Source organism: Aeromonas sp. R2-3, from assembly GCF_040908375.1.
In the GTDB taxonomy this organism is placed as follows: Bacteria; Pseudomonadota; Gammaproteobacteria; order Enterobacterales; family Aeromonadaceae; genus Aeromonas; species Aeromonas veronii.
This window is the reverse complement of record NZ_JBFODP010000030.1, coordinates 190,680-214,816: the sequence shown is the minus strand read 5'-3', so window position 1 is coordinate 214,816 and position 24,137 is coordinate 190,680. Positions and strand designations below refer to the sequence as shown.

General features: G+C 61.1%; 24 protein-coding genes and 1 riboswitch. Of the genes, 7 read left to right on the top strand and 17 right to left on the bottom strand.

The genetic code is table 11. From position 1 onward, the window contains the following. Positions 1 to 226: 226 nt before the first annotated feature. Positions 227 to 1,624: a nucleobase:cation symporter-2 family protein gene (locus AB5Z02_RS16145; protein WP_040066712.1), complete on the top strand. Its 1,398-nt coding sequence runs from the start codon at positions 227 to 229 to the stop codon at positions 1,622 to 1,624. Positions 1,625 to 1,724: 100 nt separating this feature from the next. After that, positions 1,725 to 2,441 (top strand): protein ligase, encoded by a 717-nt coding sequence (locus AB5Z02_RS16140; protein WP_323916699.1) that lies wholly within the window; start codon positions 1,725 to 1,727, stop codon positions 2,439 to 2,441. A gap of 129 nt (positions 2,442 to 2,570) precedes the next feature. On the opposite strand, the gene AB5Z02_RS16135 is transcribed toward AB5Z02_RS16140, so the two are convergent. Further along, positions 2,571 to 3,947, bottom strand: coding sequence for a sodium:alanine symporter family protein (locus AB5Z02_RS16135; protein ID WP_005338391.1), 1,377 nt, complete (start codon positions 3,945 to 3,947; stop codon positions 2,571 to 2,573). A gap of 107 nt (positions 3,948 to 4,054) precedes the next feature. Beyond that, positions 4,055 to 4,170: riboswitch (glycine riboswitch) on the bottom strand. A 507-nt stretch (positions 4,171 to 4,677) separates the two neighbouring features. On the opposite strand from AB5Z02_RS16135, the gene AB5Z02_RS16130 reads away from it, so the two are divergent. Beyond that, entirely contained in the window at positions 4,678 to 5,844 is a 1,167-nt protein-coding gene (locus AB5Z02_RS16130; protein ID WP_043818871.1) for a type III PLP-dependent enzyme, read from the top strand. 84 nt (positions 5,845 to 5,928) lie between these two features. Here AB5Z02_RS16130 and AB5Z02_RS16125 read toward each other — a convergent pair whose 3' ends face one another. Together AB5Z02_RS16125 and AB5Z02_RS16120 are read right to left on the bottom strand one after the other, a co-directional pair. Next, positions 5,929 to 6,897, bottom strand: a complete 969-nt coding sequence (locus tag AB5Z02_RS16125) for a calcium/sodium antiporter (RefSeq protein WP_043818872.1) — start codon at positions 6,895 to 6,897, stop codon at positions 5,929 to 5,931. A gap of 126 nt (positions 6,898 to 7,023) precedes the next feature. Next, positions 7,024 to 7,497 (bottom strand): peroxiredoxin, encoded by a 474-nt coding sequence (locus AB5Z02_RS16120; protein WP_368216463.1) that lies wholly within the window; start codon positions 7,495 to 7,497, stop codon positions 7,024 to 7,026. Positions 7,498 to 7,652: 155 nt separating this feature from the next. Between AB5Z02_RS16120 and AB5Z02_RS16115 the strand changes: the two genes are divergently transcribed. Continuing rightward, entirely contained in the window at positions 7,653 to 8,579 is a 927-nt protein-coding gene (locus tag AB5Z02_RS16115) for a phenylacetate--CoA ligase family protein (protein ID WP_201986916.1), read from the top strand. An 83-nt stretch (positions 8,580 to 8,662) separates the two neighbouring features. On the opposite strand, the gene yfcD is transcribed toward AB5Z02_RS16115, so the two are convergent. Further along, positions 8,663 to 9,145 carry an NUDIX hydrolase YfcD gene (yfcD, locus tag AB5Z02_RS16110; RefSeq protein WP_368216461.1) on the bottom strand — a complete coding sequence of 161 codons (483 nt, stop codon included), beginning with the start codon at positions 9,143 to 9,145 and terminating at the stop codon, positions 8,663 to 8,665. A gap of 203 nt (positions 9,146 to 9,348) precedes the next feature. Here yfcD and AB5Z02_RS16105 point away from each other — a divergent pair, with 203 nt between their 5' ends. Then, a complete protein-coding gene (locus tag AB5Z02_RS16105) occupies positions 9,349 to 9,567 on the top strand; it encodes a DUF1107 family protein (protein WP_005358887.1) in 219 nt (72 codons plus the stop codon). Positions 9,568 to 9,619: 52 nt separating this feature from the next. Here the strand turns inward: AB5Z02_RS16105 and AB5Z02_RS16100 are convergent, their stop codons facing one another. The 11 genes from AB5Z02_RS16100 to AB5Z02_RS16050 all read right to left on the bottom strand — a co-directional run bounded on the left by AB5Z02_RS16100 (position 9,620) and on the right by AB5Z02_RS16050 (position 19,611). Beyond that, complete coding sequence (locus tag AB5Z02_RS16100; RefSeq protein WP_213386777.1) at positions 9,620 to 9,934, bottom strand: DUF2845 domain-containing protein; 315 nt, start codon at positions 9,932 to 9,934, stop codon at positions 9,620 to 9,622. Between the two features lie 188 nt (positions 9,935 to 10,122). Further along, positions 10,123 to 10,734: an FKBP-type peptidyl-prolyl cis-trans isomerase gene (locus AB5Z02_RS16095; protein ID WP_005338405.1), complete on the bottom strand. Its 612-nt coding sequence runs from the start codon at positions 10,732 to 10,734 to the stop codon at positions 10,123 to 10,125. Positions 10,735 to 10,884: 150 nt separating this feature from the next. After that, positions 10,885 to 11,610, bottom strand: coding sequence for a copper homeostasis protein CutC (locus tag AB5Z02_RS16090; RefSeq protein WP_368216459.1), 726 nt, complete (start codon positions 11,608 to 11,610; stop codon positions 10,885 to 10,887). Between the two features lie 41 nt (positions 11,611 to 11,651). Further along, on the bottom strand, positions 11,652 to 12,554 hold the full coding sequence (locus tag AB5Z02_RS16085; RefSeq protein WP_005343908.1) for an ROK family protein: 903 nt from the start codon (positions 12,552 to 12,554) through the stop codon (positions 11,652 to 11,654). Positions 12,555 to 12,662: 108 nt separating this feature from the next. Further along, positions 12,663 to 13,169 (bottom strand): N-acetyltransferase family protein, encoded by a 507-nt coding sequence (locus AB5Z02_RS16080; RefSeq protein ID WP_368216458.1) that lies wholly within the window; start codon positions 13,167 to 13,169, stop codon positions 12,663 to 12,665. Further along, positions 13,157 to 13,963, bottom strand: a complete 807-nt coding sequence (locus AB5Z02_RS16075; protein ID WP_100654279.1) for a M48 family metallopeptidase — start codon at positions 13,961 to 13,963, stop codon at positions 13,157 to 13,159. The genes AB5Z02_RS16080 and AB5Z02_RS16075 overlap by 13 nt, the downstream gene beginning before the upstream one ends. Before the next feature lie 181 nt (positions 13,964 to 14,144). Further along, positions 14,145 to 15,119: a PstS family phosphate ABC transporter substrate-binding protein gene (locus AB5Z02_RS16070; protein WP_005338411.1), complete on the bottom strand. Its 975-nt coding sequence runs from the start codon at positions 15,117 to 15,119 to the stop codon at positions 14,145 to 14,147. Positions 15,120 to 15,297: 178 nt separating this feature from the next. Further along, entirely contained in the window at positions 15,298 to 16,593 is a 1,296-nt protein-coding gene (gene phoR / locus AB5Z02_RS16065; RefSeq protein ID WP_335830545.1) for a phosphate regulon sensor histidine kinase PhoR, read from the bottom strand. Between the two features lie 8 nt (positions 16,594 to 16,601). Further along, the gene (gene phoB, locus AB5Z02_RS16060; RefSeq protein WP_005338414.1) at positions 16,602 to 17,291 is read right to left on the bottom strand and encodes a phosphate regulon transcriptional regulator PhoB; all 690 of its coding nucleotides are present in this window, start codon (positions 17,289 to 17,291) and stop codon (positions 16,602 to 16,604) included. 101 nt (positions 17,292 to 17,392) lie between these two features. Next, a complete protein-coding gene (locus tag AB5Z02_RS16055; protein WP_021229136.1) occupies positions 17,393 to 17,803 on the bottom strand; it encodes a VOC family protein in 411 nt (136 codons plus the stop codon). 128 nt (positions 17,804 to 17,931) lie between these two features. Continuing rightward, positions 17,932 to 19,611 carry a sigma-54-dependent Fis family transcriptional regulator gene (locus tag AB5Z02_RS16050; protein ID WP_368216456.1) on the bottom strand — a complete coding sequence of 560 codons (1,680 nt, stop codon included), beginning with the start codon at positions 19,609 to 19,611 and terminating at the stop codon, positions 17,932 to 17,934. Positions 19,612 to 19,847: 236 nt separating this feature from the next. On the opposite strand from AB5Z02_RS16050, the gene AB5Z02_RS16045 reads away from it, so the two are divergent. Next, a complete protein-coding gene (locus AB5Z02_RS16045; protein ID WP_042079825.1) occupies positions 19,848 to 21,365 on the top strand; it encodes an aldehyde dehydrogenase family protein in 1,518 nt (505 codons plus the stop codon). 80 nt (positions 21,366 to 21,445) lie between these two features. Here the strand turns inward: AB5Z02_RS16045 and AB5Z02_RS16040 are convergent, their stop codons facing one another. Next, a complete protein-coding gene (locus AB5Z02_RS16040; protein ID WP_139493602.1) occupies positions 21,446 to 22,231 on the bottom strand; it encodes a helix-turn-helix domain-containing protein in 786 nt (261 codons plus the stop codon). A gap of 233 nt (positions 22,232 to 22,464) precedes the next feature. On the opposite strand from AB5Z02_RS16040, the gene AB5Z02_RS16035 reads away from it, so the two are divergent. After that, the gene (locus tag AB5Z02_RS16035; RefSeq protein WP_368216454.1) at positions 22,465 to 23,364 is read left to right on the top strand and encodes a DMT family transporter; all 900 of its coding nucleotides are present in this window, start codon (positions 22,465 to 22,467) and stop codon (positions 23,362 to 23,364) included. A gap of 76 nt (positions 23,365 to 23,440) precedes the next feature. Here AB5Z02_RS16035 and AB5Z02_RS16030 read toward each other — a convergent pair whose 3' ends face one another. Further along, the gene (locus AB5Z02_RS16030; RefSeq protein ID WP_139735660.1) at positions 23,441 to 24,136 is read right to left on the bottom strand and encodes a response regulator; all 696 of its coding nucleotides are present in this window, start codon (positions 24,134 to 24,136) and stop codon (positions 23,441 to 23,443) included. Position 24,137: the final 1 nt, after the last annotated feature.

Here is a 24,137-nt window from a genome sequence, read left to right as displayed (position 1 = left end):
ACTGAGGGCTCATTCTACACCTACAAAGTGGTAAAAATGTCATTAGCGGGGAGAATAAAAAGGAGAGGTCGGTCACACAAACCGACAGATGATAATAGCAGCGCGCAAACGTTTCAACCCATCAAAAAATAAACCTTTTTTTGCATAATTAGCGCTGGTCAGCCTCATTTCAATCACTACAATAGCGCCCAATTTTCTCCCCCTCCCCACACAATTCGAGGTACTTATGGAACAGGCTGCTGTCACACGCGCCAATCGAGAGGCACATCCACCCAGGCGAGCCCATAGCGAACTGGTCTATGGCATAGAGGATGTCCCGCCTCTGCCCCAGACGCTGTTCGCCGCCCTGCAGCATATGCTCGCCATGTTTGTCGCCATCATTACCCCGCCCCTGATTATCGCCAATGCCCTCGGCCTCCCTGCCGCCGACACCCGTTATATCGTCTCCATGTCGCTGGTCATGTCCGGCATCGCCTCCTTCATTCAAACCCGCCGCTTCGGCCCCATCGGTTCCGGCCTGCTCTCGGTACAGGGCACCAGCTTCAACTTCCTCGGCCCCATCATCGCCTCCGGCCTCGCCCTCAAGCAGGCCGCTATGCCCACCGAGGATCTGTTGGGCACATTGTTTGGCACTATGATGGTTGCCGCACTCACCATAGTGGTGATGAGCCGCTTCCTCCATCTGGTGAAACGGATCATCACCCCGCTGGTGACCGGCATAGTGGTGCTGCTGATCGGTCTGACCCTGATCAAAGTGGGCCTGATCAGCATGGGCGGCGGCTATGCAGCCCTCTCTGATGGCAGCTTCGCCAGTCACACCAACCTCTTCCTCTCCCTGCTGGTGCTCGGCCTTATCGTGTTGCTGCAACGCAGTCGCAACCCCTGGTTGCGCCTCTCCGCCATCATGATCGCCATGCTGGCGGGCTATGCCGTGGCCCTGCTGTTGGGCAAAGTGAGCGCCCCCACCTTCGACGGCCCCCTGGTGATGGTGCCCATTCCACTCCACTACGGTCTCGGCTTTGACTGGCAGCTGTTCGTACCGCTCGCCATCATCTTCGTGGTGACGGCGCTCGAAGCGATCGGCGACATGACCGCCACCTCGGATATCTCCGGCGAGCCACTGGAAGGGCCTGTCTATATGGAGCGGATCAAAGGCGGCGTGCTGGCCGATGGTGCCAACTCCATGCTGGCGGCGGTTTTCTCCACCTTCCCCATGTCCACCTTCGCCCAGAATAACGGCGTCATTCAGCTGACCGGCGTCGCCAGCCGTCACGTCGGTCTCTTTATCGCCGCCATGCTGGCCCTGCTTGGCCTATTCCCGGCGGTCGCCAGCCTGGTGCAGCAGATCCCCGAGCCCGTGCTGGGGGGCGCCACTATCGTGATGTTCGGCACCATCGCCGCCGCTGGCGTGCGCATCATTGCCCGCGAGGAGCTGGATCGCCGCGCCCTGATGATCCTGGCGGTGTCGCTGGCCATGGGGCTGGGAGTCGCGCAGGTGCCGGAAGTGCTGCAACACCTGCCGGAGCTGGCCAAGAGCGTGCTCTCCTACGGCGTCGCCACCGGTGGCATTACCGCCATCGTGCTCAACCTGCTGCTGCCCAAGCGCGAAGCGCGCCACTCCTAAGAGATCGCCTACCGATAGCAAACAGCCCCGCACTTGCGGGGCTTTACCTTGCCAGTCGCCACGGGTAGTGTGCTGGGCAGCCTTTTTTGAGGATGCCGCCATGCCCTATCGCCTGCTCTCCCCCCTTCCCGATACCGCTTCACCCGCACAGATACTGGCACAAGAGCAGCACTGGCTGCGCGACTGTGCCCATGACGGCCAGCCCCGCGCTCACCTCTGGCAGGCGCCCCAATGCCTGATTGTCACTCGCAAGGATACCCGCCTCCCCCGTTACGAAGCCGCCTGCCAGCAACTTGCAGCTGAAGGCTGGCCGGTACATGTGCGCGACAGTGGCGGTACCGCCGTGCCCCACGGTGCGGGGATCCTCAACCTATCCCTGCTGCTGCCCCGCACCACCACAGATCTCGCCCACTACTACCGGCTGCTGGGGGCGCCGCTGCTGACCCTGTTGGCGGAGTACGGCCTTGAGGGAAGCTATGACTTCGTGCCCGGATCCTTTTGCGATGGTCAGTACAATCTGGTGATCGGGGGACGCAAGATCACCGGTACCGCCCAGCGCTGGCTGGCGCCAGGGCAGGATCACCAGGGCGCCGTGCTGGCGCAAGCCATGCTGCTGGTGGCGGGTGATGTGGATGAGGGAACCAGGATGGCAAGCCGCTTCTACGAGCTGGCGGGCGGGGAACTGCGTTTTATGACGGGAACCTCCACCACGCTGGCAAGCTGCATCGATTGGCGCGGTAGCGATCAGGCACTGTTAGAGAAAGTGCGAGCACGTCTGGATAGCCTGCTGAGCGAGGGGCTATCCCCCTCATCCTGACCCTCTCCCGGAGGGAGAGGGAACACGTCCGTCCATGGAAGTCCATGGAAATAGTGCCGCGCACAAAAAAGCCACGACCGGAGTCGTGGCTTGTTCTTTTCAAGGGGAGCGTGAAACGGGTTGAGGCGTTCAGGCCGTCTGCGGCTCCGGTTCTGCTTCGCTATCCAGATCCCGGCTAAAGTAGGCGCGGGTCTCGGCGATCACCACATGGCGCAGGCCAATCAGGCCGATGAGGTTGGGCACCGCCATCAGGCCGTTAACGATATCGGCAAGCAGCCAAATCATGTCCAGATGGAGGAAAGCACCGCTCGCTACCAGCGCCAGATAGACCAGACGATAGGGCTTGATTGCCTTCACCCCGAACAGGTACTCGGTGCAGCGCTCGCCGTAGTAGTTCCAGCCAAGGATGGTGGTAAAGGCGAAGAACAGCAGGCCAATGCTCACCAGATACTGGCCAACATGGGCATCAAGCCCCTGGGCAAAGGCCAGACTGGTCATGGCCGCGCCGCTTGCATCGCCGCTCCACACGCCTGTGACCACCAGGGTCAGGCCGGTCATGGTGCAGATGATGATGGTGTCGATGAAGGTACCGGTCATGGAGACCAGCCCCTGCTCCACGCAGGAATCGGTCTTGGCCGCCGCCGCCGCGATGGGCGCAGAGCCCAGTCCCGATTCGTTGGAGAAAACCCCGCGCGCCACCCCGGACTGAATGGCCAGCATGATGCTGGCACCGACGAAGCCGCCGGTCGCAGCATGGCCGGTGAAGGCACTCTCGATAACCAGCATGACGGCATCGGGCAGGGCGCTGGCGTTGTTCACCAGCACGCCCAGACAGGCGACGATGTAGAAGATGGCCATGAAAGGCACCACCTTGCTCGACACGCTGGAGATGGACTTGATCCCCCCCAGGGTCACCAGCGCCACGATCAGGGTCAGCACCACGGCGGTCGCTTCACGGGGCACCGAGAAGGAGAGGCTCATGGCATCGGAGATGGCATTGACCTGCGGGAAGGTACCGATCCCGAAGAAGGCCACACCGATACCAAATAGGGCAAACAGCTTGGCGAGCGGCTTGGAGCCGAGCCCCTTCTCCAGATAGTACATGGGGCCACCCGCCATCTGGCCATTGGCATCCTGCTCGCGATATTTGACCGCCAGCAGACACTCGGCGTACTTGGTGGCCATGCCGAACAGCGCCGCCATCCACATCCAGAACAGGGCACCGGGGCCGCCGAGCTTGATGGCGGTAGCCACCCCGACGATGTTACCGGTGCCAATGGTGGCAGAGAGAGCGGTGCACAAGGCGCCGAAGCTGGAGACATCCCCCTGCTTGCCCTGACCCTGATCGCGGCCGAAGACCAGCCGCAGAGCGAGCGGCAAGCGCACCACCTGAAGCAGACCCAGACGAAGGGTGAGATAGATACCGGTCCCGACCAGCAGGATCAGCAGGGGCGGCCCCCAGATAAAGCTATCGATGGCGGTTAACGCCGATTGAATTGATGACATGCATCCTCCTTAAGAAACAGAAATTAAGGAGGAGAAGGATGATCTTCCCATAGGTGTCGCGATCGGCCAGAGGCGATCGGATGCGGGCCAAGCCCAGGTACAACCATCCCATCCCCTCTGTCCTTTTGCCTGAGAGTTTCCGGCGCCAGCCTGCCCTTGCGGGTAGTCATGGTGCCTTGCTCCTTCGGCGCCCGATTTAACGGGTCTCTCCAGAGTATCGTCCAGTAGCAGTCCACACCGGTTGCCCGGTACCTGAAAGATTCACTTCTTCGGTGGATGGTTGCCCATCGCTCTCCTGCTACCTTCATCCGAACTAGTTTGGATTAGGAAGTCGGCATGTTAATCCAAAAAATGTGAGCTGTCTCGCACTTGGCCGCCCCCATTTATATTTTTTTAGTGACCGCCAGAACCGCGGCAAGAATGTTAAATGTTAGTTAACTATCAACAAGTTAGGCTCTCACGGATCAAATGTGGCCCAAACGGGAAAAATGGCGGATAGAGAACAGTGATCCCTCTCGTTTCGCCAAGAAAATCTTGCCGACATATCCAATCAAAATGCTTGCACACAGAATCAATAAGCCGATAATCCGCTGCATAACCAAGCACTTTGCCATCAATTTATGCACTGTGTTCGGTTGGTCCCACCGGACCGCTCGCCTGACCCGGCCGTCGCCGGTTCAATCGCATATGGCTTGGGCATATCACGCCCCCTAAGGATGACCAAAAGAGAATGAACGAGACCCTGGTTGCAAAAGATGTGGTCGCACAAGATTACCGTCAGCTGGTTGAACAATTCGGCTCCCCCCTGCTGCTGCTCGACAAGGCAGCCGTCCGCAAACAGTATCGGGCCCTGGCCGCCGCCCTGCCCGATGTACGATTGCACTATGCACTCAAACCCCTGCCCCATGAGGCGGTGGTCTCTGTCTTGAAGGAAGAGGGGGCCTGTTTCGATCTGGCCACCAATGGCGAAGTGGATCTGGTGCGCAGTCAGGGGGTTCGCCCGGGACGTTGCATTCATACCCATCCCATCAAGCGCGACAGCGATATCCGTTATGCGCTGGAGTTCGGCTGCACCGTGTTTGTCTACGACAACCCGCTGGAGCTGGAAAAGTTCATTCCCTACAAGGACGAAGTGAAACTGCTGCTGCGGGTCAGCTTCCCCAACCCCGAGACCAAGGTCGATCTCTCCAAAAAGTTCGGCTGCACTCCGGAGCAGGCGCTGCCGCTGCTGCAACTGGCCCACGCCAAGGGGATCAAGGTGATGGGGCTGTCGTTCCACGTCGGCTCCCAGGTACCCCACGCCCGTCGCCATGTGCAGGCCATCGACGCCTGCCGCGAGATCATGGAGCAGGCCTGGGCGCTCGGGCTCAAGCCCTGGGTGCTGGACATCGGCGGCGGTTTCCCGGTGGATTATGAAGGGGGCGAGTTCGATATCGACGGCTTCTGCGCGCCGATCCGCGAAGCGCTGGCCAAGTTGCCCGCTACCGTGCAGAAGATTGCCGAACCGGGCCGCTTTATCAGCGCGCCGGCCATGACTTCGGTTTCAAGCGTGATGGGCAAGGCCCACCGCGGCGACAAGATCTGGTACTACCTGGATGACGGTCTCTACGGCAGCTACAACGGCCAGCTCTATGACCACGTCACCTATCCGGTGAGCACGCCTTATGCCAGTGGCGAGCAGCACAACTCGGTGCTCTCCGGCCCGACCTGCGACAGCGTGGATGTGATCCGCGATGGCATCATGCTGCCGGATCTGGCTATCGGCGAGTTGGTGGTTGGCAAGGTGATGGGCGCCTACACCTGGGCCTCCGCCTCCACCTTCAACTTCTTCCCCAAGGCCAGCATCCTCATTCTGGACAGCAGCCAGAAGGGGCAGAAGCTGGTGGCAGTAGCCTGAGCACACCGCTCGCCAACAGGTTCACTGGGTAAAAACAAGAGGGGGAAGCTTGCGCTTCCCCCTCTCTCATTTCACCAACCCCTATCAGATAAACTGACTGGTCAGCAGCCAGCCGGTGTAGGCGACGAAGCAGGTCAGCAGCACGCCCCCCTCCAACCGGTTGATACGGCCTTGTCCCTTGCGGCCCAGACACATCACCAGCAGCAGCAGGGTCAGCCCCATCATGATGCTCCAGTCACGGGTGAGCACCTCCGGCGCTACATCGAGCGGGTGGATGCCCGCCGCAATCCCCACCACCGCCAGGGTGTTGAACAGGTTGGAGCCGAGCACGTTGCCAAGGGCCAGATCATGCTCGTTCTTGCGAATGGCGATGAGGGACGAGGCCAGCTCCGGCAGGGAGGTTCCTACCGCGACTATGGTGAGACCAATCACCAGATCGCTGATACCAAGCGCCTGAGCGATGGTCACCGCCCCCCAGACCAGCAGACGGGAAGCGCCGATCAGCAGCACCAGCCCGACAACCAGCCAGAAGATGGCGCTCTTGAGGGACATCCCCTCGCTCTCGATATCCTCGGCGGTCTCGGTATCCAGCGCATCTCCCTTGCCATTCATGCCAGCCCAGATGGACCAGCCCATCAGGGCAACGAAGACGGCCCCCAGAATGACCGCATCCATCCGGCCCAGATGGCCATCCATCAGCAGGGCGCCGGAGAGCAGGGTAATACCGAGCAGGATCGGGATCTCCTTGCGCACAACCTGAGAAGCTACCGCGATAGGGCTGATCAGTGCCGTCAGACCCAGGATCAGCGCGATATTGGTGATGTTGGAGCCATAGGCATTACCGAGCGCCAACCCTGGATTGCCCTGGGACGCAGCCAGTGCCGAGACCACCATCTCCGGGGCCGAGGTACCAAAACCGATGATCACCATGCCGATCAGCAGCGGTGGCATCCCCGCATAACGGGCGGTGGCAGCAGCACCGTCGACAAACTTGTCTGCACTCCAGACCAGCAGCGCCAGTCCGGCAATCAGGGCAACAAAAGCCAGGGTCATAGGATCTTCATCTCTTGTTATCTGCAACGAAGCGCCAGCCCGAACGGGCAGGCACCATGGGAAAGTGGCGCCAGTGTAGCTGTGCCACCTCCCATTTCAAGGGGAAATCAAACCGTGATTAACATTTCACAGTGCAGCCAGCAGGCTCGCGGCATCGGAGACCTCGAACTTGCCCGGCGCCTCCAAAAACAGCTGCTCGACCACACCATCATTGGCGATCAACGCAAAGCGCTGGGCGCGGATGCCGCCAAAGGCGCCGGTATCCTTGGCCAGACCCAGCGCCCGAGTCCAGCTGCCATCGCCATCCGCCAGCATGGTGATCGCCTCGGCATTCTGGGCCGTCTGCCAGGCCCACATCACGAAAGCGTCGTTGACCGACAGACAACAGATGGCATCCACCCCTTTGGCCATAAACTGATCGGCCAGCACCACATAGCCGGGCAGATGGGCATTGGAGCAGGTAGGAGTAAAAGCACCGGGTACCGCAAACAGCACCACTTTTTTACCGGCGAACAGCGTCTTGCTATCCCGCAGCTGCTTGCCCTCGGCGGTGATAAAGGTAAATTCGCCCGCAGGCAGGGGTTGTCCTACAGCAATCATGATTTCTCGTCCTGAGTCGTGATGGGAAGTCGCCAGTTTATCCCAGAGTGACGATGCCGCCTAACAGCGGCTCTGAGCCTGACCCTGGATAGCGGCAGGCATTTTCCCCTTGGGCAGACTACTCTTGAGCTGGTTTCACGGCGCCAGGAGGCCCCATGCAACACTATTACGATGGTCTGGAAATTCGTCCCTCCGCCATGCGCGAACAGCAGCAACTGGACCAGCTCAATCATCAGCTTACCCATGTCAGTCAATATTGCGCCGGTTACTCCAGCGCCTATCGCCAGTGCCGCCTCGAGGACCTGGCAGAGCTGGCCACCCTGCCACTGCTCGACAGCAAAGAGCTCTTTGCCGCTCAGCAAGCTCATCCCCCCTTTGCCGGTCTCACCGGCCGCCCCGCCAGTCAGGCGCTGCGGGTCTTCTCCTGTCCGGGTCAGCTGGCCATCCCCGAATATGCCGGGGCAGACTGGTGGGGCGCCGCCCGGGCGCTGTTTGCCGCCGGCTTCAAGGCGGGGGAAGTAATGCTCAACGGCCACGACTATCATGCTGGTCCCACCGCCTTTATCTTCGATAACGGCGCCCGCCAGCTGGGGGCTCCAGTGGTACCCTGCGGCCCCCATGATACCCAGCGCCAGCTGGAGGCACTGCTGCGCTATCAACCCACCGGCTATGTCGGCCCGCTGGTGACCCTGCTCGACCTGCTGGAAGCGGCCGAAGCGGCGGAGATCCCGAGCGACTCGCTGCGCCGCGCCCTATTGTGCGAAGCCACCCATCCCGAAACCGCGCCGCTGCGCGCCATTCACGGCATTGCGGCCCTCAACTGTCTGGTATGGCAGGATGTGGGGGTGGTGGCCTACGAGAGTCAGCCAGGTCAGGGCTTTATCGTCAACGAGAGCTGCATCGTCGAAATCATCGATCCCGCCAGCGGCAATCCCGTGAGTGGCGACGAGACCGGCCAGCTGGTGGTGACCCGGCTCGATCTGGAGTATCCGCTGCTGCGTCTGGCCACCGACTGGCAAGGGCACTGGCTCGCAAAACCGAGCGCTTGCGGGCGCACCAACCGGCGCCTCAAGCTGGTGTAGCAGACCAAGTAAATGCACAAAGGCAGACGGGCAGCCATCAGGCTGCCCGTCTTGTCTCTGGAGAAGAGGATATATGAAATTGGTCAGCGCCTCGCCTGCCAGGTGGCGATGGCAAGCAGGGAGTCGGGGGTAAATTCGCTGGCGCGCTCGGCAATCTCGGCCAGGCTCATCCAGTGCACCGCGCTCACCTCTTCGGCCTGCAACTGCAGCGGCCCCTGATAACGGCAACTGAAGAGGCCACCCCAGACCCGATAGCCCTCCCCTTCCGCATAAAAGCTGCCAAAGCCCTGCAGTGGAACATCCATAATCCCCAGCTCTTCGGCCAGCTCGCGCCGGGCGGAGCGCTCCATCTCCTCACCGGTGGTGACCACGCCACCGGCGCAGGCATCCAGCATGCCGGGGCAGAAATCCTTGCTGAGGGTGCGTCGCTGCACCAGGATCCGACCCGCGTCGTCGAGCACCAGAATATAGCTGGCACGATGGCAGAGATTCTCTCGCCGCACCTTGGCTCGCTCGGCCACGCCAATCACCCGGTTATCCTCGTCCACCACATCAACCCATTCCACGCACAGGCCCTTTCGTTTGTTCCATTCAAGCCCGCAGTATATCGGTGCGGTGGTTTGCCATGGCACAACTTTTTCGATGATGCCGTCAATTTGCCGAGCTCACCGGCAAAATAAGGATTCATGCAAATCTTTATAAACCGTCATATCAGTGTCATCGACCAACACCATAGTGTGCCCTGTCCAGGCAATCAGGGAACCGTGTGATGAAGGTATTCAAGCAGTTATCCCCACGGCAGATCGCTCGCTACATCAAGAGCTTTCATCGAGGCTATTTTGCCATCGAGTCGCTGGGGACATTTGAATTCAACGCGGGCAGGATCAGCCTCCATGGCCTGACCTGCCACCAGCGGCTAAGATTGGCTCGCCAGATCAATCTGGCGGTCAGACAACTTGGTCACCGCGACCCCTTGCCGGACATGTGAGTCAAAGGGTCTTGCCCTACTGTCTGTTGTGCATCCATGCTTTGCCCGCCGGCTACTCGCCGCGCGGGCCGTTTTCGATATCGGTAATGATGCCGTTGCGCACCGTCACAAAGCGCATGAACTCGTTCTTGCCGAAGTTGTAGGTCCAGCGTTCACCATATTTGACCTGTACCATGTTGCCAAACTGGTTCTCCTCGTTGCGGTTGAGCTCTTCACGCAACATCGGCTCACCGCACTTGAGCAGCATCTCGGCGGTGGTGTCTCCCTCGGTTATCAGGGCGTTCTTGCAGCGCATGGCATCAGCACTGGCCGGAATGCTCATCAGCAACAGCGCAAGCCCCGCTACTTTCTTCATCTTCTTGCTCATCGGGTTCTCCTTATCCTCTCTAATGAGTCGCAGTATGCCTGTTCCCGTTTCTGAAAAAACCAGTAAAAAGCGCAAAAGTGCCGCCCTTTTCTGCTCTCCAGCCTGCTGGTCGCGACAAATGCTGTCTATCACATAGCCCAAAAACAAACGGCGACCCGAGGGTCGCCGTTTGCATCAAGCCAGCAGGATCACAGGATGTCCAGCAGCTCGACTTCAAATACCAGTGCAGAGTAAGGCGGGATGGAGCCCGCGCCACGGGCACCGTAGGCCAGATCGTGGGGGATGTAGAGCTTCCACTTGGAACCAACCGGCATCAGCTGCAGCGCTTCAACCCAGCCAGCAATCACGCCGGTCACCGGGAATTCAGCCGGCTGGCCGCGAGCGACGGAGCTGTCGAATACGCCACCGTGGGTGAAGGTACCGTGGTAGTGCACACGCACGGACTGACCGGCTACCGGAACGGCACCGTTGCCTTCTACCAGCACTTCGTACTGCAGACCGGAGTCGGTCACCTTCACTTCAGCGCGCTTGGCGTTATCAGCCAGGAAGGCTTCGCCGTCAGCAGCAGCGGCCTTTGCGGCGGCTTCCTGCTCTTCTTGCATACGCGCAGTGATCACCTGGAAGGCATCATTGATATCGTCACGGCTGACCGCGAACTCCAGACCATTCAGGGCATCTGCCAGACCTTGTTGCAGGGCCGGGATATCCAGACCGGCGAAGGCTTGCTGCGCCAGCTGATCACCCATGTTGCGCCCGATGCCATAGCTGGCCTTCTGTTCGATAGAGTCGTATTGGGACATTGAGATGTTGCTCCAGATCCATGTAGTAAAGAGGCGGGATAATATCAGACTTTTGGCCGGGGTGCTGCCGGGAGCCCCCCTGATTTCCCCGTCAGTGGGAGGAACTTCACACAAGATGCGGATGAACGCCGCCCAACGGCGGCGATCTGCTTAACCGCGATCCAGCAAGGCTCTGACCGCGGCCACCTTGGCGCCATCGGTGATATTGACCCGGCCATCATCCGAGGTGCCCATATTTACGCCATGGGGCACCATGCCGCCGCGCCAACCCATGCCGGACATATGCACTTCGCTCACCCCGGTGAACTCGATGATGGTACGCACATTGTCGGCATTGACCCCGGCCCCCGGCATCAGGCTGGCACGCCCCGCCAGCGCCTGTTGCATCTCCTGCAGGGTTTCCAGCCCAGCCAACGCGGTCGGCGCATGGCCCGAGCTCAGAATGCGCTCGCAACCGGCAGCAACTATGGTCTCCAGATCGAGGCGCCAGTCGGAGGAGAGGTCGATGGCGCGATGGAAGGTGACCCCCAACGATCCTGCTGCATCCACCAGCTGTTTGAGCTTGGCGGCAGGCACCCGCCCCTCCTCATCCAGCAAACCGACCACCACCCCTTGCAGCCCCGCAGCACGTGCGGCCGCGATATCTTGCAGCATCATCTCGAACTCGCCGTCATTGAAGCAAAAATCCCCGGCACGCGGGCGGATCATGGCATAAACCGGCACGCTGGCATGGCGGGCTGCCTGCTGCATAAAACCGTAGGAGGGGGTCAGGCCGCCCAGACCCAGCGCAGAGCAGAGCTCGATGCGATCCGCCCCGGATTGCTGGGCGGTGAACAGGGATTCCAGGTTGTCGATACAGATTTCAAGATGGGTCATGAGGACTCCTTTTTCGGGGAGATCAGACCCCACATCTGATCTCATAGATTGAGCAAGGCTGCGCCGCGCACACCACCGGCGCCGCCGAAGCGGGCCTGGCGGATCTCGGGCAGGGCGACCCCGGGCAGCAAGTGACCGGGCAGACGCAGCGGCAGCTGTTCATAGAGGGCGGGCAGGCCGCTCAGGCCGCCCCCCAACACCACCACTTCGGGATCAATCACCGAAATGGCGGTGGCAAGCCCGGCGGCCATGATCTCCAGCCAGCAGTCGACCGTCTCGACCGCATGGGGTTCATGGGCCTCGAAGCGTCCCACAATCTGGTGACCCGTGGCGCGCTGGCCATGGAAATGGTGATAGAGACGCTCCAGACCGGTGCCGGAGGCATAGGTTTCAAAACAGACCAGACGGCCGCAGCCGCAACGGGGACGGGGCAACTCGGGGTACTTCATCAGCATGGTCGCGGGCAAGGGGTAATGACCAATCTCGCCAGCCAGCCAGTTGCGCCCCTGAATAAGCTTGCCCGCCAGATAGACGGCGCCGCCGATGCCGGTGCCGATGGTGACGCCGAGCGCACTGCCTGCGCCGTCGGCGGCTCCCTGATGCACTTCGGACCAGAGGAAGCAGTTGGCATCGTTATCCACCTTGACCGGCCGCTCCAGCAGCTCGGCCAAATCGGCGCCCAGATGGCGACCATTGATGGAGGGCAGATTGGCCGCCACTATGCTGTGATCCTGGCTGTTGATGACTCCGGGAAAACCGATGCCGACCGAGCCCCGTGCGCCGAAGCGGGCATCCGCCTGCTCGACCCGGGAGCGGATCAGCTGCTGCAACCCCTCATAATCATTGCCCGGGGTGCTCATGCGCTCCTCGTGGCAGAGGTTCAATGCACCGTCATAGACCGCGAAGGCGATCTTGGTGCCACCGATATCAAAGCCGTAATACATGCCAGCACTCCCTTGTCAGCCCGTGTTTATCCAACTCTGTTTCAAGGGGGACATTGTATTAATTCGCAAAAAAAATAAAGTGACCGAAGGCGAAAAACAGGAGAGTGATCAGAGCAAACGGCTCATTTGTCGCTGCAGGCAGGGCTGCCCGAGGCTTATCAGGGTGCGCTCTTCGCCATCAAAGACAAAGCCGCGGCGCAGGTAGAACCCCTCGCCGATGTGGTTGCCATCGAGCAGCCACAATTTGACGCTATGGCAACCGGCGCGGCGCATCTGCATCGCCACCGCCTGCCACAGCCGTTTGCCATAGCCTTGTCGCCAGTGGTCGGGATGGAGGTAAAAAGCGCGGATCAGGGCATGGCTCTGCCCCGCTTCCTGCAGTGGTTGCCAGTAGAGCAGGCCTATCACCACCTCATCGAGACAAAGCAGCATGGGCCTTGGGCCCGGCTCGACCAGACGGCTCTGCCAGATCTGCAGATGAGCGGTGACATCGAGCTGTTCCAGCAGGTCGGCGCCGAGCACCTGGCCATAGGCAGCGAGCCAGCTGGCTCGCTGCATCACCGTCATGGCGGCGGCATCGTCGCTGCGCGCCATGCGCAGGCTTATGCCTTGCATTGGGGCACCAGACCGTTGGCGCGGGCCTGCTCATAGAGCGGCAGCACTTGCGCCTGTTGCGCCTGCAACTCGGCGATCCGGTTCTCGTTGCTCGGGTGGGTAGAGAGCAGTTGCGGCGGGGAGTTGCCACCGGCGGCGGCACTCATGTTTTGCCACAGGGGGATCGCCTCGGCCGGATTGAATCCGGCGCGCGCCATCAGCTCAAGTCCGAGCCGATCCGCTTCGCTCTCCTGAGTGCGGCCATAGGGCAACATCACCCCCACCTCGACCCCGAGGCCAAGGGCGGCCATGGTGGCGCCGCGATACTCGCTGGTGCCCATGGCAATGTCCGCAGCCGCCAGACCGATCCCCGCCAGCTGGCTGCGCGAGAGTCGTTCGTTGGAGTGTTGGGCCAGTACGTGAGTCAGCTCGTGACCGATGACTGTCGCCAACTGATCCTGATTCTTGGCCACCTTGAGCAGACCGCTGTAGACACCAATCTTGCCGCCGGGCAGGGCGAAGGCGTTGACCTGTTTGGAGTCAAACACCACCACTTCCCAGTTGGTGATGCCATAGCTGGCCGGCACCTGGGCGGTCACCGCCTTGGCAACACAGGAGACATAGGCGTTGAGTTTGGCATCCTTGCTCACCTTCTCCTGCTTTTTCATCTGCTCGAAGGAGTCGGCGCCCAGCTGGTTCATCTGCTGGGGAGAGTAGAGCAGCATCTGGCTGCGGCCGGTCGGCGACTGGGCGCAGGCGACCAGCAGGGAACTACAGAGGGCTACCATGCCAAACTTGGTGAGGGACGCAATCATGAAGGGATCCTTTGCCATAACGTTGCCCTATTCTCGGAAATGCCGCCCGGCTGCGCAAGGGAGCCAGCCCCCGGCTGGCGGAAAAATATCCATCCTGCGCTATTAACAAAACTGACAGCCGCCAAAAACAAAACGAGCCCGCTTGGGGCTCGTTTTATCAGGGCATGCTGACTGCGGGCAGTTACATGATACCCAGCTTTTTCAGGTCAGCCTGTACCACCTTGGCCGGCACCGGCACGTAGCCATCTTTGGCAACGATGTTCTGGCCTGCTTTGGAGAGCATCATCTTGACGAACTCTTGCTCCATCGGGGAGAGCGGCTTGTTCGGATGCTTGTTCACGTAAACGTACAGGAAGCGTGACAGCGGATACTTGCCGGTGATGGCGTTATCGGAGGTCGCTTCGATGAAGGTCTTGCCATCTTTGGAGAGCGGTACTGCACGCACGCCGGAGGTGACATAACCGATACCGGAGTAGCCGATGCCGTTCAGGGAGGCAGAGACAGACTGCACCACGGAGGCAGAACCCGGCTGCTCGTTCACGCCGCTCTTGAAGTCGCCGTTACACAGGGCGTGCTCCTTGAAGTAACCGTAGGTACCGGATACGGAGTTGCGACCGAACAGTTGCAGATCCTTAGAGGACCAGTTGCCGTCCAGACCCAGATCAGACCACTTGGTGGCAGCCTTGGCTTCGCCGCACTTGAGGGTGCTGGAGAAGATGGCGTCGATCTGCGGCATGGTCAGCCCCTTGATGGGGTTGTCCTTGTTGACGAACACCGCCAGGGCATCGACTGCAACGCGGATGGCAGTCGGCTTGTAGCCGTAACGCTTCTCGAATGCTTCCTCTTCACCGGCCTTCATGGCACGGCTCATCGGACCGAACTGGGCAACACCTTCGGTCAGGGCAGTCGGGGCGGTAGAAGAACCGGCGGCCTGGATCTGCACGTTGACGTTGGGGTACAAGCGCTTAAATTCTTCGGCCCACAGGGTCATCATGTTGGCCAGAGTGTCAGAGCCGACAGAGGACAGGTTGCCCGAAATGCCGCTGGTCGGTGTGTAATCCGGCAGGTCTTTATCCACACCGGCAGCCAGGGCGCTGACAGAAAACAGGGTTGCTGCGGTGAATCCGATTACACCAGCCAGTTTGTTGAGTTTCATCCAATCTCTCCAAAGTTACAGAAGGTCCGTTCTTAAGACGGCGCCAGTATCTGACCTGGCAGTGACAAATTTATGGATTTAATGTGACACTTTAATGACATGGCGACAGATTTGAACAAATGAAAAGAGGGCCCGTTCAAAGGCCCTCTTTTTGCAGCTAACTCATTGCCATAAAAGACTATTTAATCACCACCATACGGCTCGGGATGAGAAAGCTGAAGCGGCTGCCAAGGCCGACCCGGCTCTCGATATCGAGCTGGCAGTCGTGATGACTGAGGGCATGCTTGACGATGGCAAGGCCGAGGCCTGAGCCGCCGGTATGGCGCGAGCGTGCCTTGTCGACCCGATAGAACCGCTCGGTCAGCCGCGCCAGATGCTCGGGAGCAATCCCCTCCCCTTCATCGCTCACGGCAAACAGCGCCATCGCCCCCTGCTTGCGCCACTCCACAGTAATTTTTCGCCCCGCCGGGGTGTAGTGGATGGCGTTGTAGACCAGGTTGGAGACAGCACTGCGCAGCTGCTCCTGATCCCCGCGCACCAGCAGATTGGGCTGCACCACAAATTCAATCTGGTGAGCCCGTTCGCCCGAGAGCGCCCGCGCCTCCTGCTCCAGCAGCCCCAGCATGGCAGGCATGTCCACCAGATGGGAGAGATCCACGGTCGGGGCCGCCTCGATACGGGAGAGGGTGAGCAGCTGATTAACCAGATTATCCATGCGGATAGTCTGCTCCATCATCACCCGATGCGCCTTGGCCCACATGGCGGGCGGGGGCGGCTCCTCGGTCATCTCCAGATAGCCCTTGAGCACGGTCAGCGGGGTGCGCAGCTCGTGAGAGACGTTGGAAACGAAGTGCTTGCGGGTCTTCTCGAGACTGCGCAAGCGGGTGACATCCCGCACCACCAGCATCGCCTGATCCGAGGCGTAGGGCATGATGCGAAACTCGAGAAACTTCTCCTCGTTGACCGGGGAGTGCATCTCGAGGGGCTCGTCATACGCTCCCTTGCCCAGATAGGCGTTAAAGGCCGGATTGCGAATGAGGTTGCCGATATGCTGGCCGGCATCCTCCGGCCAGCGAAAACCGAGCAGTTGCTCCGCCAGCCGGTTACACCAGAGGATGCTGCCATCGGTGCGAAACACTACGGCGGCATCGGGCAGCGCCTCGGCACCCTCCCGGAAGCGGCGGATCAGCCCCGCCAGCTCGCGGCGCCGGGCTCGGTGACGCTGCTGCAGCTTGTAGATACCGTTGAAGATGTACTCCCAGCTGCCACTGCCGCTGGGGGGCACCAGGCTGCGGTCGTGCCACAGCCAGTCAGAGAGCCGCTTCTGGAAGCGATAGTGCCAGCCCAGATGCAACACCGCCGCCACCAGCAGGCAGAGAGCAAGGTGATCAACCAACCAGCCAACCAATGCGAAGGGGGCGTAAAAAAACGCCATTCGCCACAACTGTCGCCGCCAGGCGTAAGGTTGCAACATAACTGCCTCTAGAGACGGGTTGAGAAGCGGTATCCGGCTCCACGCACCGTCTGGATCAATCTGTCGTGCCCTGTCTCTTCAATCGCCTTGCGCAGGCGACGAATATGCACATCCACGGTTCTGTCCTCGACGTACACATTGGTACCCCAGACATTATTGAGCAGCTGTTCACGGCTGTAGACCCGCTCGGGGTGAGTCATGAAGAAGTGAAGCAGCTTGAATTCGGTCGGCCCCATGTCGAGCGCCTTCTCTTCGGCGCTGACCCGGTGGGAGACAGGATCGAGTTTCAGCCCCTGCACCTCGATCACCTCATCCACCGAGGTGGGCGACACGCGGCGCATCACCGCATGGAGGCGAGCGGTCAGCTCCTTGGGCGAGAATGGCTTGGTGATGTAGTCGTCGGCTCCGGCCTCCAGACCACGCACCTTGTCCTCCTCTTCACCGCGGGCGGTGAGCATCACCACCGGGATCTGGCGCGTCACCTCATCCTGCTTGAGCTGCTTGATAAACTGGATGCCACTGCCGCCCGGCATCATCCAGTCGAGCACGATGAGTTCGGGGTAGGGTTCGCGCACCTTCGCCAGTCCATCGGCGTAATCTTCCGCTTCAATCGTCTCATATCCCTTCTGCTCCAACACGAAGCAGAGCATTTCGCGGATCGGTGCTTCGTCCTCGACCACCAGAATTCGCTTAGCCATTCCCTTCTCTCTCCTCTGTGAAGATGGGTGCGCCAATTATTAGAATTTTCTGTGACACTTTTATGACTTTATGACAGGCGGGATGATAAACGTTTTCAGATTCAGTTGGCAGCAGTACGTTGCAACAAGTCCCACCGGTTGCCGCTGATATCCTCAAATACCACCACGGTGCCATATGGTTCATCGCGGGGCTGTTCACAAAAATGAACACCGTACGCCTGCATGCGCTGGTAATCCCCCCAGAAATCAGTGGTCTCGAGGAACAGAAATACCCGGCCACCACCCTGCTGGCCGATGGCGGCCTGCTGCTGCGCATTGGCCGCTTGTGCCAGCAGCAGTGCAGAACCGGAGGCGCCTTTGGGGGCAACCCGCACCCAGCGCTTGCCCGGTTTGCCCGGTTCATCGAGCCGGGTATCTTCCAGGAGCGCAAAGCCAAGTCCCTCGGTAAAAAAGCGAATGGCCTGATCGTAATCAGCCACCAGCAGGGTCAGCGCCCCTATGTGTTGTGACATGGCAGAAAATCCTCAACGGATGAGTCAACGGGCGCAATGCCCCGGCCAGGGCGCATCATAGCGGCTGGATGGGCAGTGCTCCAGCCGTCATGTGCGTCTTGAAACGACCGGTGAGGGGGAGTGAGCACTCAAGGGGCTTCGCGCAGCGTCCGGTAGAGGGTGGTTCGGCTGATCCCCAGCTGGCGCGCGGCCTCGCTGACGTTGCCGCCGCATGCCGCCAGCGTTTGCTGCACCTGCCGCCGGGTTTGTTCACGCAAGCTGGTCGCCTCCCCCATCGGCAAGACGCCGGGCTCTGTGGCCACACTGGGCAGATGCAGGTGGGCGGGTTCTATCCAACCCAACCCCTCTGCCAGCACACAGGCCACTTCCAGTGCCTGCTTGAGCTGGCGCACGTTGCCGGGCAGCGGATGGGCCAGCAGCTGTTGCTCCGCATCGCGGGTCAGACGCAGGGTCCGGTCCATCTCCGCCAACAGTCGCTGGATCAGCCCCAGACGCTCAGCGGCAGGCCAACGGCGCAGCGGCATCAGCTGCTGGCGCCAGCCGCAGATCCGGTAATAGAGGTCTTCGCGAAATGCGCCACTCTGCACCATGGCCGCCAGATCCCGGTGGCTGGCACTGACCAGCCAGAAATCCACCGCCTCCGGCTTGTGACTGCCAACCGGCGTCACGCTGCGCTCCTGCAATACCCGCAGCAGTCGGGTTTGAGCCTGCAGCGGCAGTTCGCCAATTTCATCGAGCATCAGCATGCCGCCGTGGGCTGCACGCAGATAACCCTGACTGCCCTGACTGCGGGCACCGCTGAAAGCCCCGCCCACATAGCCAAACAGCTCGGCTTCCACCAGATCTGCTGGCAACGCGCCACAGTTGACACACACCAGTGGCTGCTCCCGCCGACTCGATGCTCGGTGCAGGGCCCGCACCAGATGCTCCTTGCCGCTGCCGGTCTCCCCCTCGATAAGCAGCGAAATGCCGCGCTCCAGCATCTTGAGCGGCACCTGCTGCGGATGTGGCACCGGGCTTGAGTGACCAGGCAGCACGGCGCGGGAAGAGGTCGTGTCCGCTTCTGGCACCAGTCGCAAGCCACGCCCCTCGCGCAGCAGTTGCTTGCCATCGAAAGGGTGCTGGCCGAGCCAGAGTCGGCCTGCCCGGTTGGCACCGAGCAGTTCCCCCTCCTCTCCCAGCAACAGGCGAGCGGACCAGAGGCTCTGGGGATCGAGATCCACCAGCCAGCCCGGCTGACGCGCCAGCAGTGCGTTTTCGAGGGTCATGGCCAGCAGCCGCACCGTGCCCAGCATATCGCCATCGTGATGGGCAGCATCGGTGGAGATATCGAGCACCCCGAGCAATTGCCCATTCGGCCCGAGCAACGGGCAAGCACTGCAACTGAGGAAGCTGTGCTGGGCGAAGAAGTGCTGATTGCCGAGCACCTGCACTTCGCTCTGCTCGGCCAGCGCAGTACCGATGGCATTGGTGCCCTTGCTCGCCTCACCCCAGCGGGCGCCACTGCGCAAAAAGATACGCTCGGCATGGCGGGCGAACCCCTCATCACCGCTGGCGGCCAGAATGGCCCCCTCACCGTCACACAACAACAGGTGACAGGGGCGCCCCGCCAGCAACTGGGCAAACAGCGGCAGCACAAAGCGCTGGAAGCAGGCGATCAGCGCCCTGTGCTGCTCCTGACGGGCCGACAGCTCCCCCTGGGGCAGCAAGTCCAGATCAGCGCTCTGCTGGCGGCTCAGCCCCTGATGCAGGCAACGCTGCCAGGAACGCTGGATCGGACCGGGACCGGGTTGAAGTGACTCACTCATCACGCCTCCTGTTCACAAACAGCACGACTGTCTCGGCCACTGTCCAGAAACGGTACAGTTTTATCGCAATAGCCGTGGACATTGGTTAACCAAGATACGCTGCCACACCCCATTTGATAACGTTTTTGTAACCTTTTGTCTGCTGGTCAGACCCTTTGGCACGCCCCTTGCGATATCAGCTGGCAACCGGTCTGTCAGCCAGTCCGGTCAGGATCACACACATAAAGGATGATGACATGATTTATACCGCTCCCGGTCAGGCAGGTGCCCTGGTCAGCTTCAAGTCCCGTTACGACAACTTCATCGGTGGTGAGTGGGTGGCTCCTCGCGCCGGCCGCTACTTTGAAAACATCTCGCCGGTGGATGGCAAAGTATTCTGCGAGGTCGCCCGCTCCGACGCCGCCGATATCGAACTGGCGCTGGATGCCGCTCACAAGGCGTTCACCAGCTGGAGCAAAACCAGCGTCACCGAGCGCAGCAACCTGCTGCTGCGCATCGCCGATCGCATCGAGCAGAACATCGAACGGCTCGCCATCGCCGAAACCTGGGAGAACGGCAAGGCGGTGCGTGAAACCCTGGCGGCAGACCTGCCGCTGGTGGTGGATCACTTCCGCTACTTCGCTGGCTGCATTCGCGCTCAGGAGGGCTCGGCCGCCGAGCTGGATCAGAACACCGTCAGCTACCACTTCAAGGAGCCCATCGGCGTGGTCGGCCAGATCATCCCGTGGAACTTCCCGCTGCTGATGGCTGCCTGGAAGCTGGCCCCTGTGCTCGCGGCGGGTTGCTGCAGCGTGCTCAAGCCCGCCGAGCAGACCCCGGTCACCATCATGCTGATGATGGATCTCATCAAGGACATCCTGCCCCCCGGCGTGGTCAACGTGGTCAACGGCTTCGGCGCCGAGGCAGGTCAGGCTCTGGCCACCAGCAACCGGATCCAGAAACTGGCCTTCACCGGGTCGACCGAAGTGGGCGCCCATATCCTGCGCTGCGCAGCCGACAAGCTGATCCCCTCCACCGTGGAGCTGGGGGGAAAGTCCCCCAATATCTACTTCGCCGACGTGATGCAGCACGAGAGCAGCTACATCGACAAGGCGGTAGAAGGGATGCTGATGACCTTCTTCAATCAGGGGGAAGTGTGTACCTGCCCCTCCCGCGCGCTGGTGCAGGCCAGCATCTATGACGACTTCATGGACCGGGTGCTGGCCCGCGCTCGCACCATAGTGCAGGGCAACCCCCTCGATACCGCCACTCAGGTGGGGGCGCAGGCGTCCCGCGAGCAGTTCGACAAGATCCTGGGCTACATGGAGATCGGCCGCGGCGAAGGGGCCAAGATGCTGATCGGCGGCGGCCCGGCCAAGGTGAGCGGACTGGAGGGGGGATTCTACATCCAGCCCACCATCTTCTCCGGTCAAAACAAGATGCGGGTGTTCCAGGAGGAGATCTTCGGGCCGGCACTCGGGGTCACCACCTTCAAGGACGAGGCCGATGCTCTGGCCATTGCTAACGACACCCAGTACGGGTTGGGAGCAGGCCTGTGGACCCGCGACAGCAATCTGGCCTGGCGCATGGGGCGTGGCATTCAGGCTGGCCGTGTCTGGGTCAACTGCTACCACGCCTACCCGGCACACGCCGCCTTTGGCGGTTACAAAAAGTCGGGGATCGGCCGCGAGACCCACAAGATGATGCTGGACCACTACCAGAACACCAAAAACCTGCTGGTGAGCCACGACATCAACCCGCTCGGCTTCTTCTAGCGCAAGCGAATGTCATCAGAAAGGGCGCCTGTGGGCGCCCTTCTTGTTTTGCTTCACCAGATGACATGTCCGGCGATTTGTTATCGGGCAGACTGTAGGCGATAGCGCTGGGGGGAGCAGCCCAGCTCCCGGTTGAACATGGCGATAAAGGCCGAGGTGGAGCCGTAACCGAGCCGCCAGCTAATCTCCTGAATGGGCATGTCCCCCTTGAGCCAGGCCAAAGCTTTGAGCAACCGCAGCCGCGCCCGCCACTGACCGAAACTCATCCCCAGCTCCCGCAGGCAGCGCCGCGCCAGGGTGCGCTCTGTGGTGTGCAGTTGTCCTGCCCACTGGGCCAGAGTACGGGGATCGGCAGGATCGCTGTGCAACGCCGCCAGCATGGGAGCCAGCAGCTTGTCCTGACTCATCGGCAGGTAGCTCTCCTGACAACGGGTGCGCGCCAGCCGCTCCACCAGCAACTCGGCCTGACGCTGATCCCACTCATCCGCCATATGGCTCACCCGCCGTTCGCAAAAGTCGCTCAGCAGGGCGCGAATAAGTGGGGTTAGCAGCAGCAATCTGGGCTCTGGCGGCAGCTTGGCCGCCAGCTCGTGGCTGACGTAGATGGAGGTGTAGTCGAGGGTCTGCTCGTTGTAGGAGGTGTGGTCGAGATCCGCCGGTACCCAGATCAGGTAGTCGGCAGGGGCCACCAGTCGCTGATCCCCCAGCTCTATCTCCATGATCCCCAGGCTGATCATGTTGAGCTGGCCCCAGGGGTGGGAGTGCAGCACGGTCGCGCTGTCGGCCAGCATCTGCTGGTAACTGAAAAAGAGCGGATTGGGAGCGGGCAGAACGACATCTACCGGCTGAAAGTGGTGAGTGGCCATCAGCGCCCCTTGTCAGCGAGAGAGAGGAGCAGGCGTGATGCAACGCCCTGTTGGCTCGGTCTCCGGCACAGGCCAAAAGCAGCCATCAGTTGCGGGCAAACGCAGTCCGTGTGGGCCGGAATAAGGTGCATCAGAAAGAGTTGTCTTTTCTGCTGGGTCATCTGTCTGTTTTACGCTACTTGATAATATAAAGACAAGGGTAGACTTGGCCCCCTGTTAATAAGGAGCCTCTGATGCGAATCTTTTCCCCTCTTCTCTTTCCGCTGATGGCTGTGCTGATCTGGGCTACCAATACCGTGGTGTCCAAGGCGGCCGCCAGCGTGCTCGACCCCGCGGCTATCTCCTTCTATCGCTGGGTGATCGCCGCCTTGGCGCTGACCCCCTTCTGTCTGCCCACCCTCTGGCGGCGACGCAGTGAGGTTCGCCCCTGGCTCGGCAAGCTGCTGGTGCTGGCGGCGCTCGGTATGGTGCTCTACCAGTGTCTGGCCTACTACGCCGCCCACAGCACCTCGGCCACCAATATGGGGGTGATCGGCTCCCTGATTCCGCTGCTTACTCTGCTGCAAGGGGCGCTCTTCTTCGGCCAGCGTCCCGGCAAACAGGCACTGCTCGGCATGAGTCTCTCCCTGTTCGGGGTGCTCTGGCTGCTTGGCAAGGGCGAACCGCTCGCCCTGCTCCATAACGGCATCAACCCGGGGGATGGCATGATGCTGCTGGGCTCCGCCAGCTACGCCCTTTACGGCCTCTTGATCCGCCGCTGGCACCTGCCGTTTGGCCCCTGGCTCAACCTCTACATGCAGATCCTGCTGGCGGTGCTACTGCTGGTGCCACTCGCTCTCAGCGCCGACTCGATGGCGGTGCCGGCCGAAGGGTGGGGACTGGTGCTCTTCGCCGGGCTCGCCTCCTCCCTGCTGGCGGCTTACTGCTGGATGCGCGGCCTCGCCTGCATGGGCGCCGAGCGCACCTCGGTCTTTATGAACCTGATGCCGCTCTGTACGGCGCTGATCGCCGTCGTCGGCCTGGGCGAGCCAATCCACGGCTATCACCTGCTGGGTGGCGGGCTGATCCTGGGCGGGGTGATGGCCTCCCAGCTGAAGGGGCGTACGCCGGTAGCCGAACGGGAAGCCGCCTGAGAACCAACATCGTCCGGAAACAACAAGGGAGCCCATGGCTCCCTTGTTGTTTCTGCAATGCACACCAGTGCGCATCTCAACCGGCCCGGCGCCAGCGGTAGCGCCGCTCCGGTCGCCCCCGCTGACCATAGTTGAGATCCACATCCACCCGGTCTTCCGACTCCAGATATTCCAGATAGCGGCGCGCCGTGGTGCGGCTGAGGGAGAGTCGCAGCGCCACCGTGTCGGTGGAGAAGACGCTCTCCGGCTCACCCGCCAGCAGATCCAGTACCTGACGCAGGGTGATGCTGTCGATCCCCTTGGGGGTGACGCGCATCTCCTTGATCTGGGAGCGCCCCCCCTTGCCCAGCAGCTTGTCGAGATCTTCCTGCTCAAGCCGACCCCGCTCGCACAGACGGCTATGCAGTTGCAGGATCTCGTCCAGACTCTGCTGAATGCGAAACAGCCGCAATGGTTTGATGACGTAGTCATGAACCCCCAGATTGAGGGCCTGCTGGATGGTCTCCACATCCCGCGAGGCAGTCACCATGATGACGTAGGCTTCGCGGTTGTGGCTGCGCAGGCGGCTCACCCACTCAAGGCCGGAGCCATCGGGTAGGGATACATCCACCAGCAGCAGTTGGGGCACCACACCGGCCATCATGGCATCGGCCTGGGCCAGGGTGCCGGCCCGCCCCAGCAGGGAGAAACCGGATGTCGCCGCCACCAGTTCTGACAAGATGGCACCGATCCGATCGTCATCTTCAATAACAAGCGTGATTATTGGGTCCATG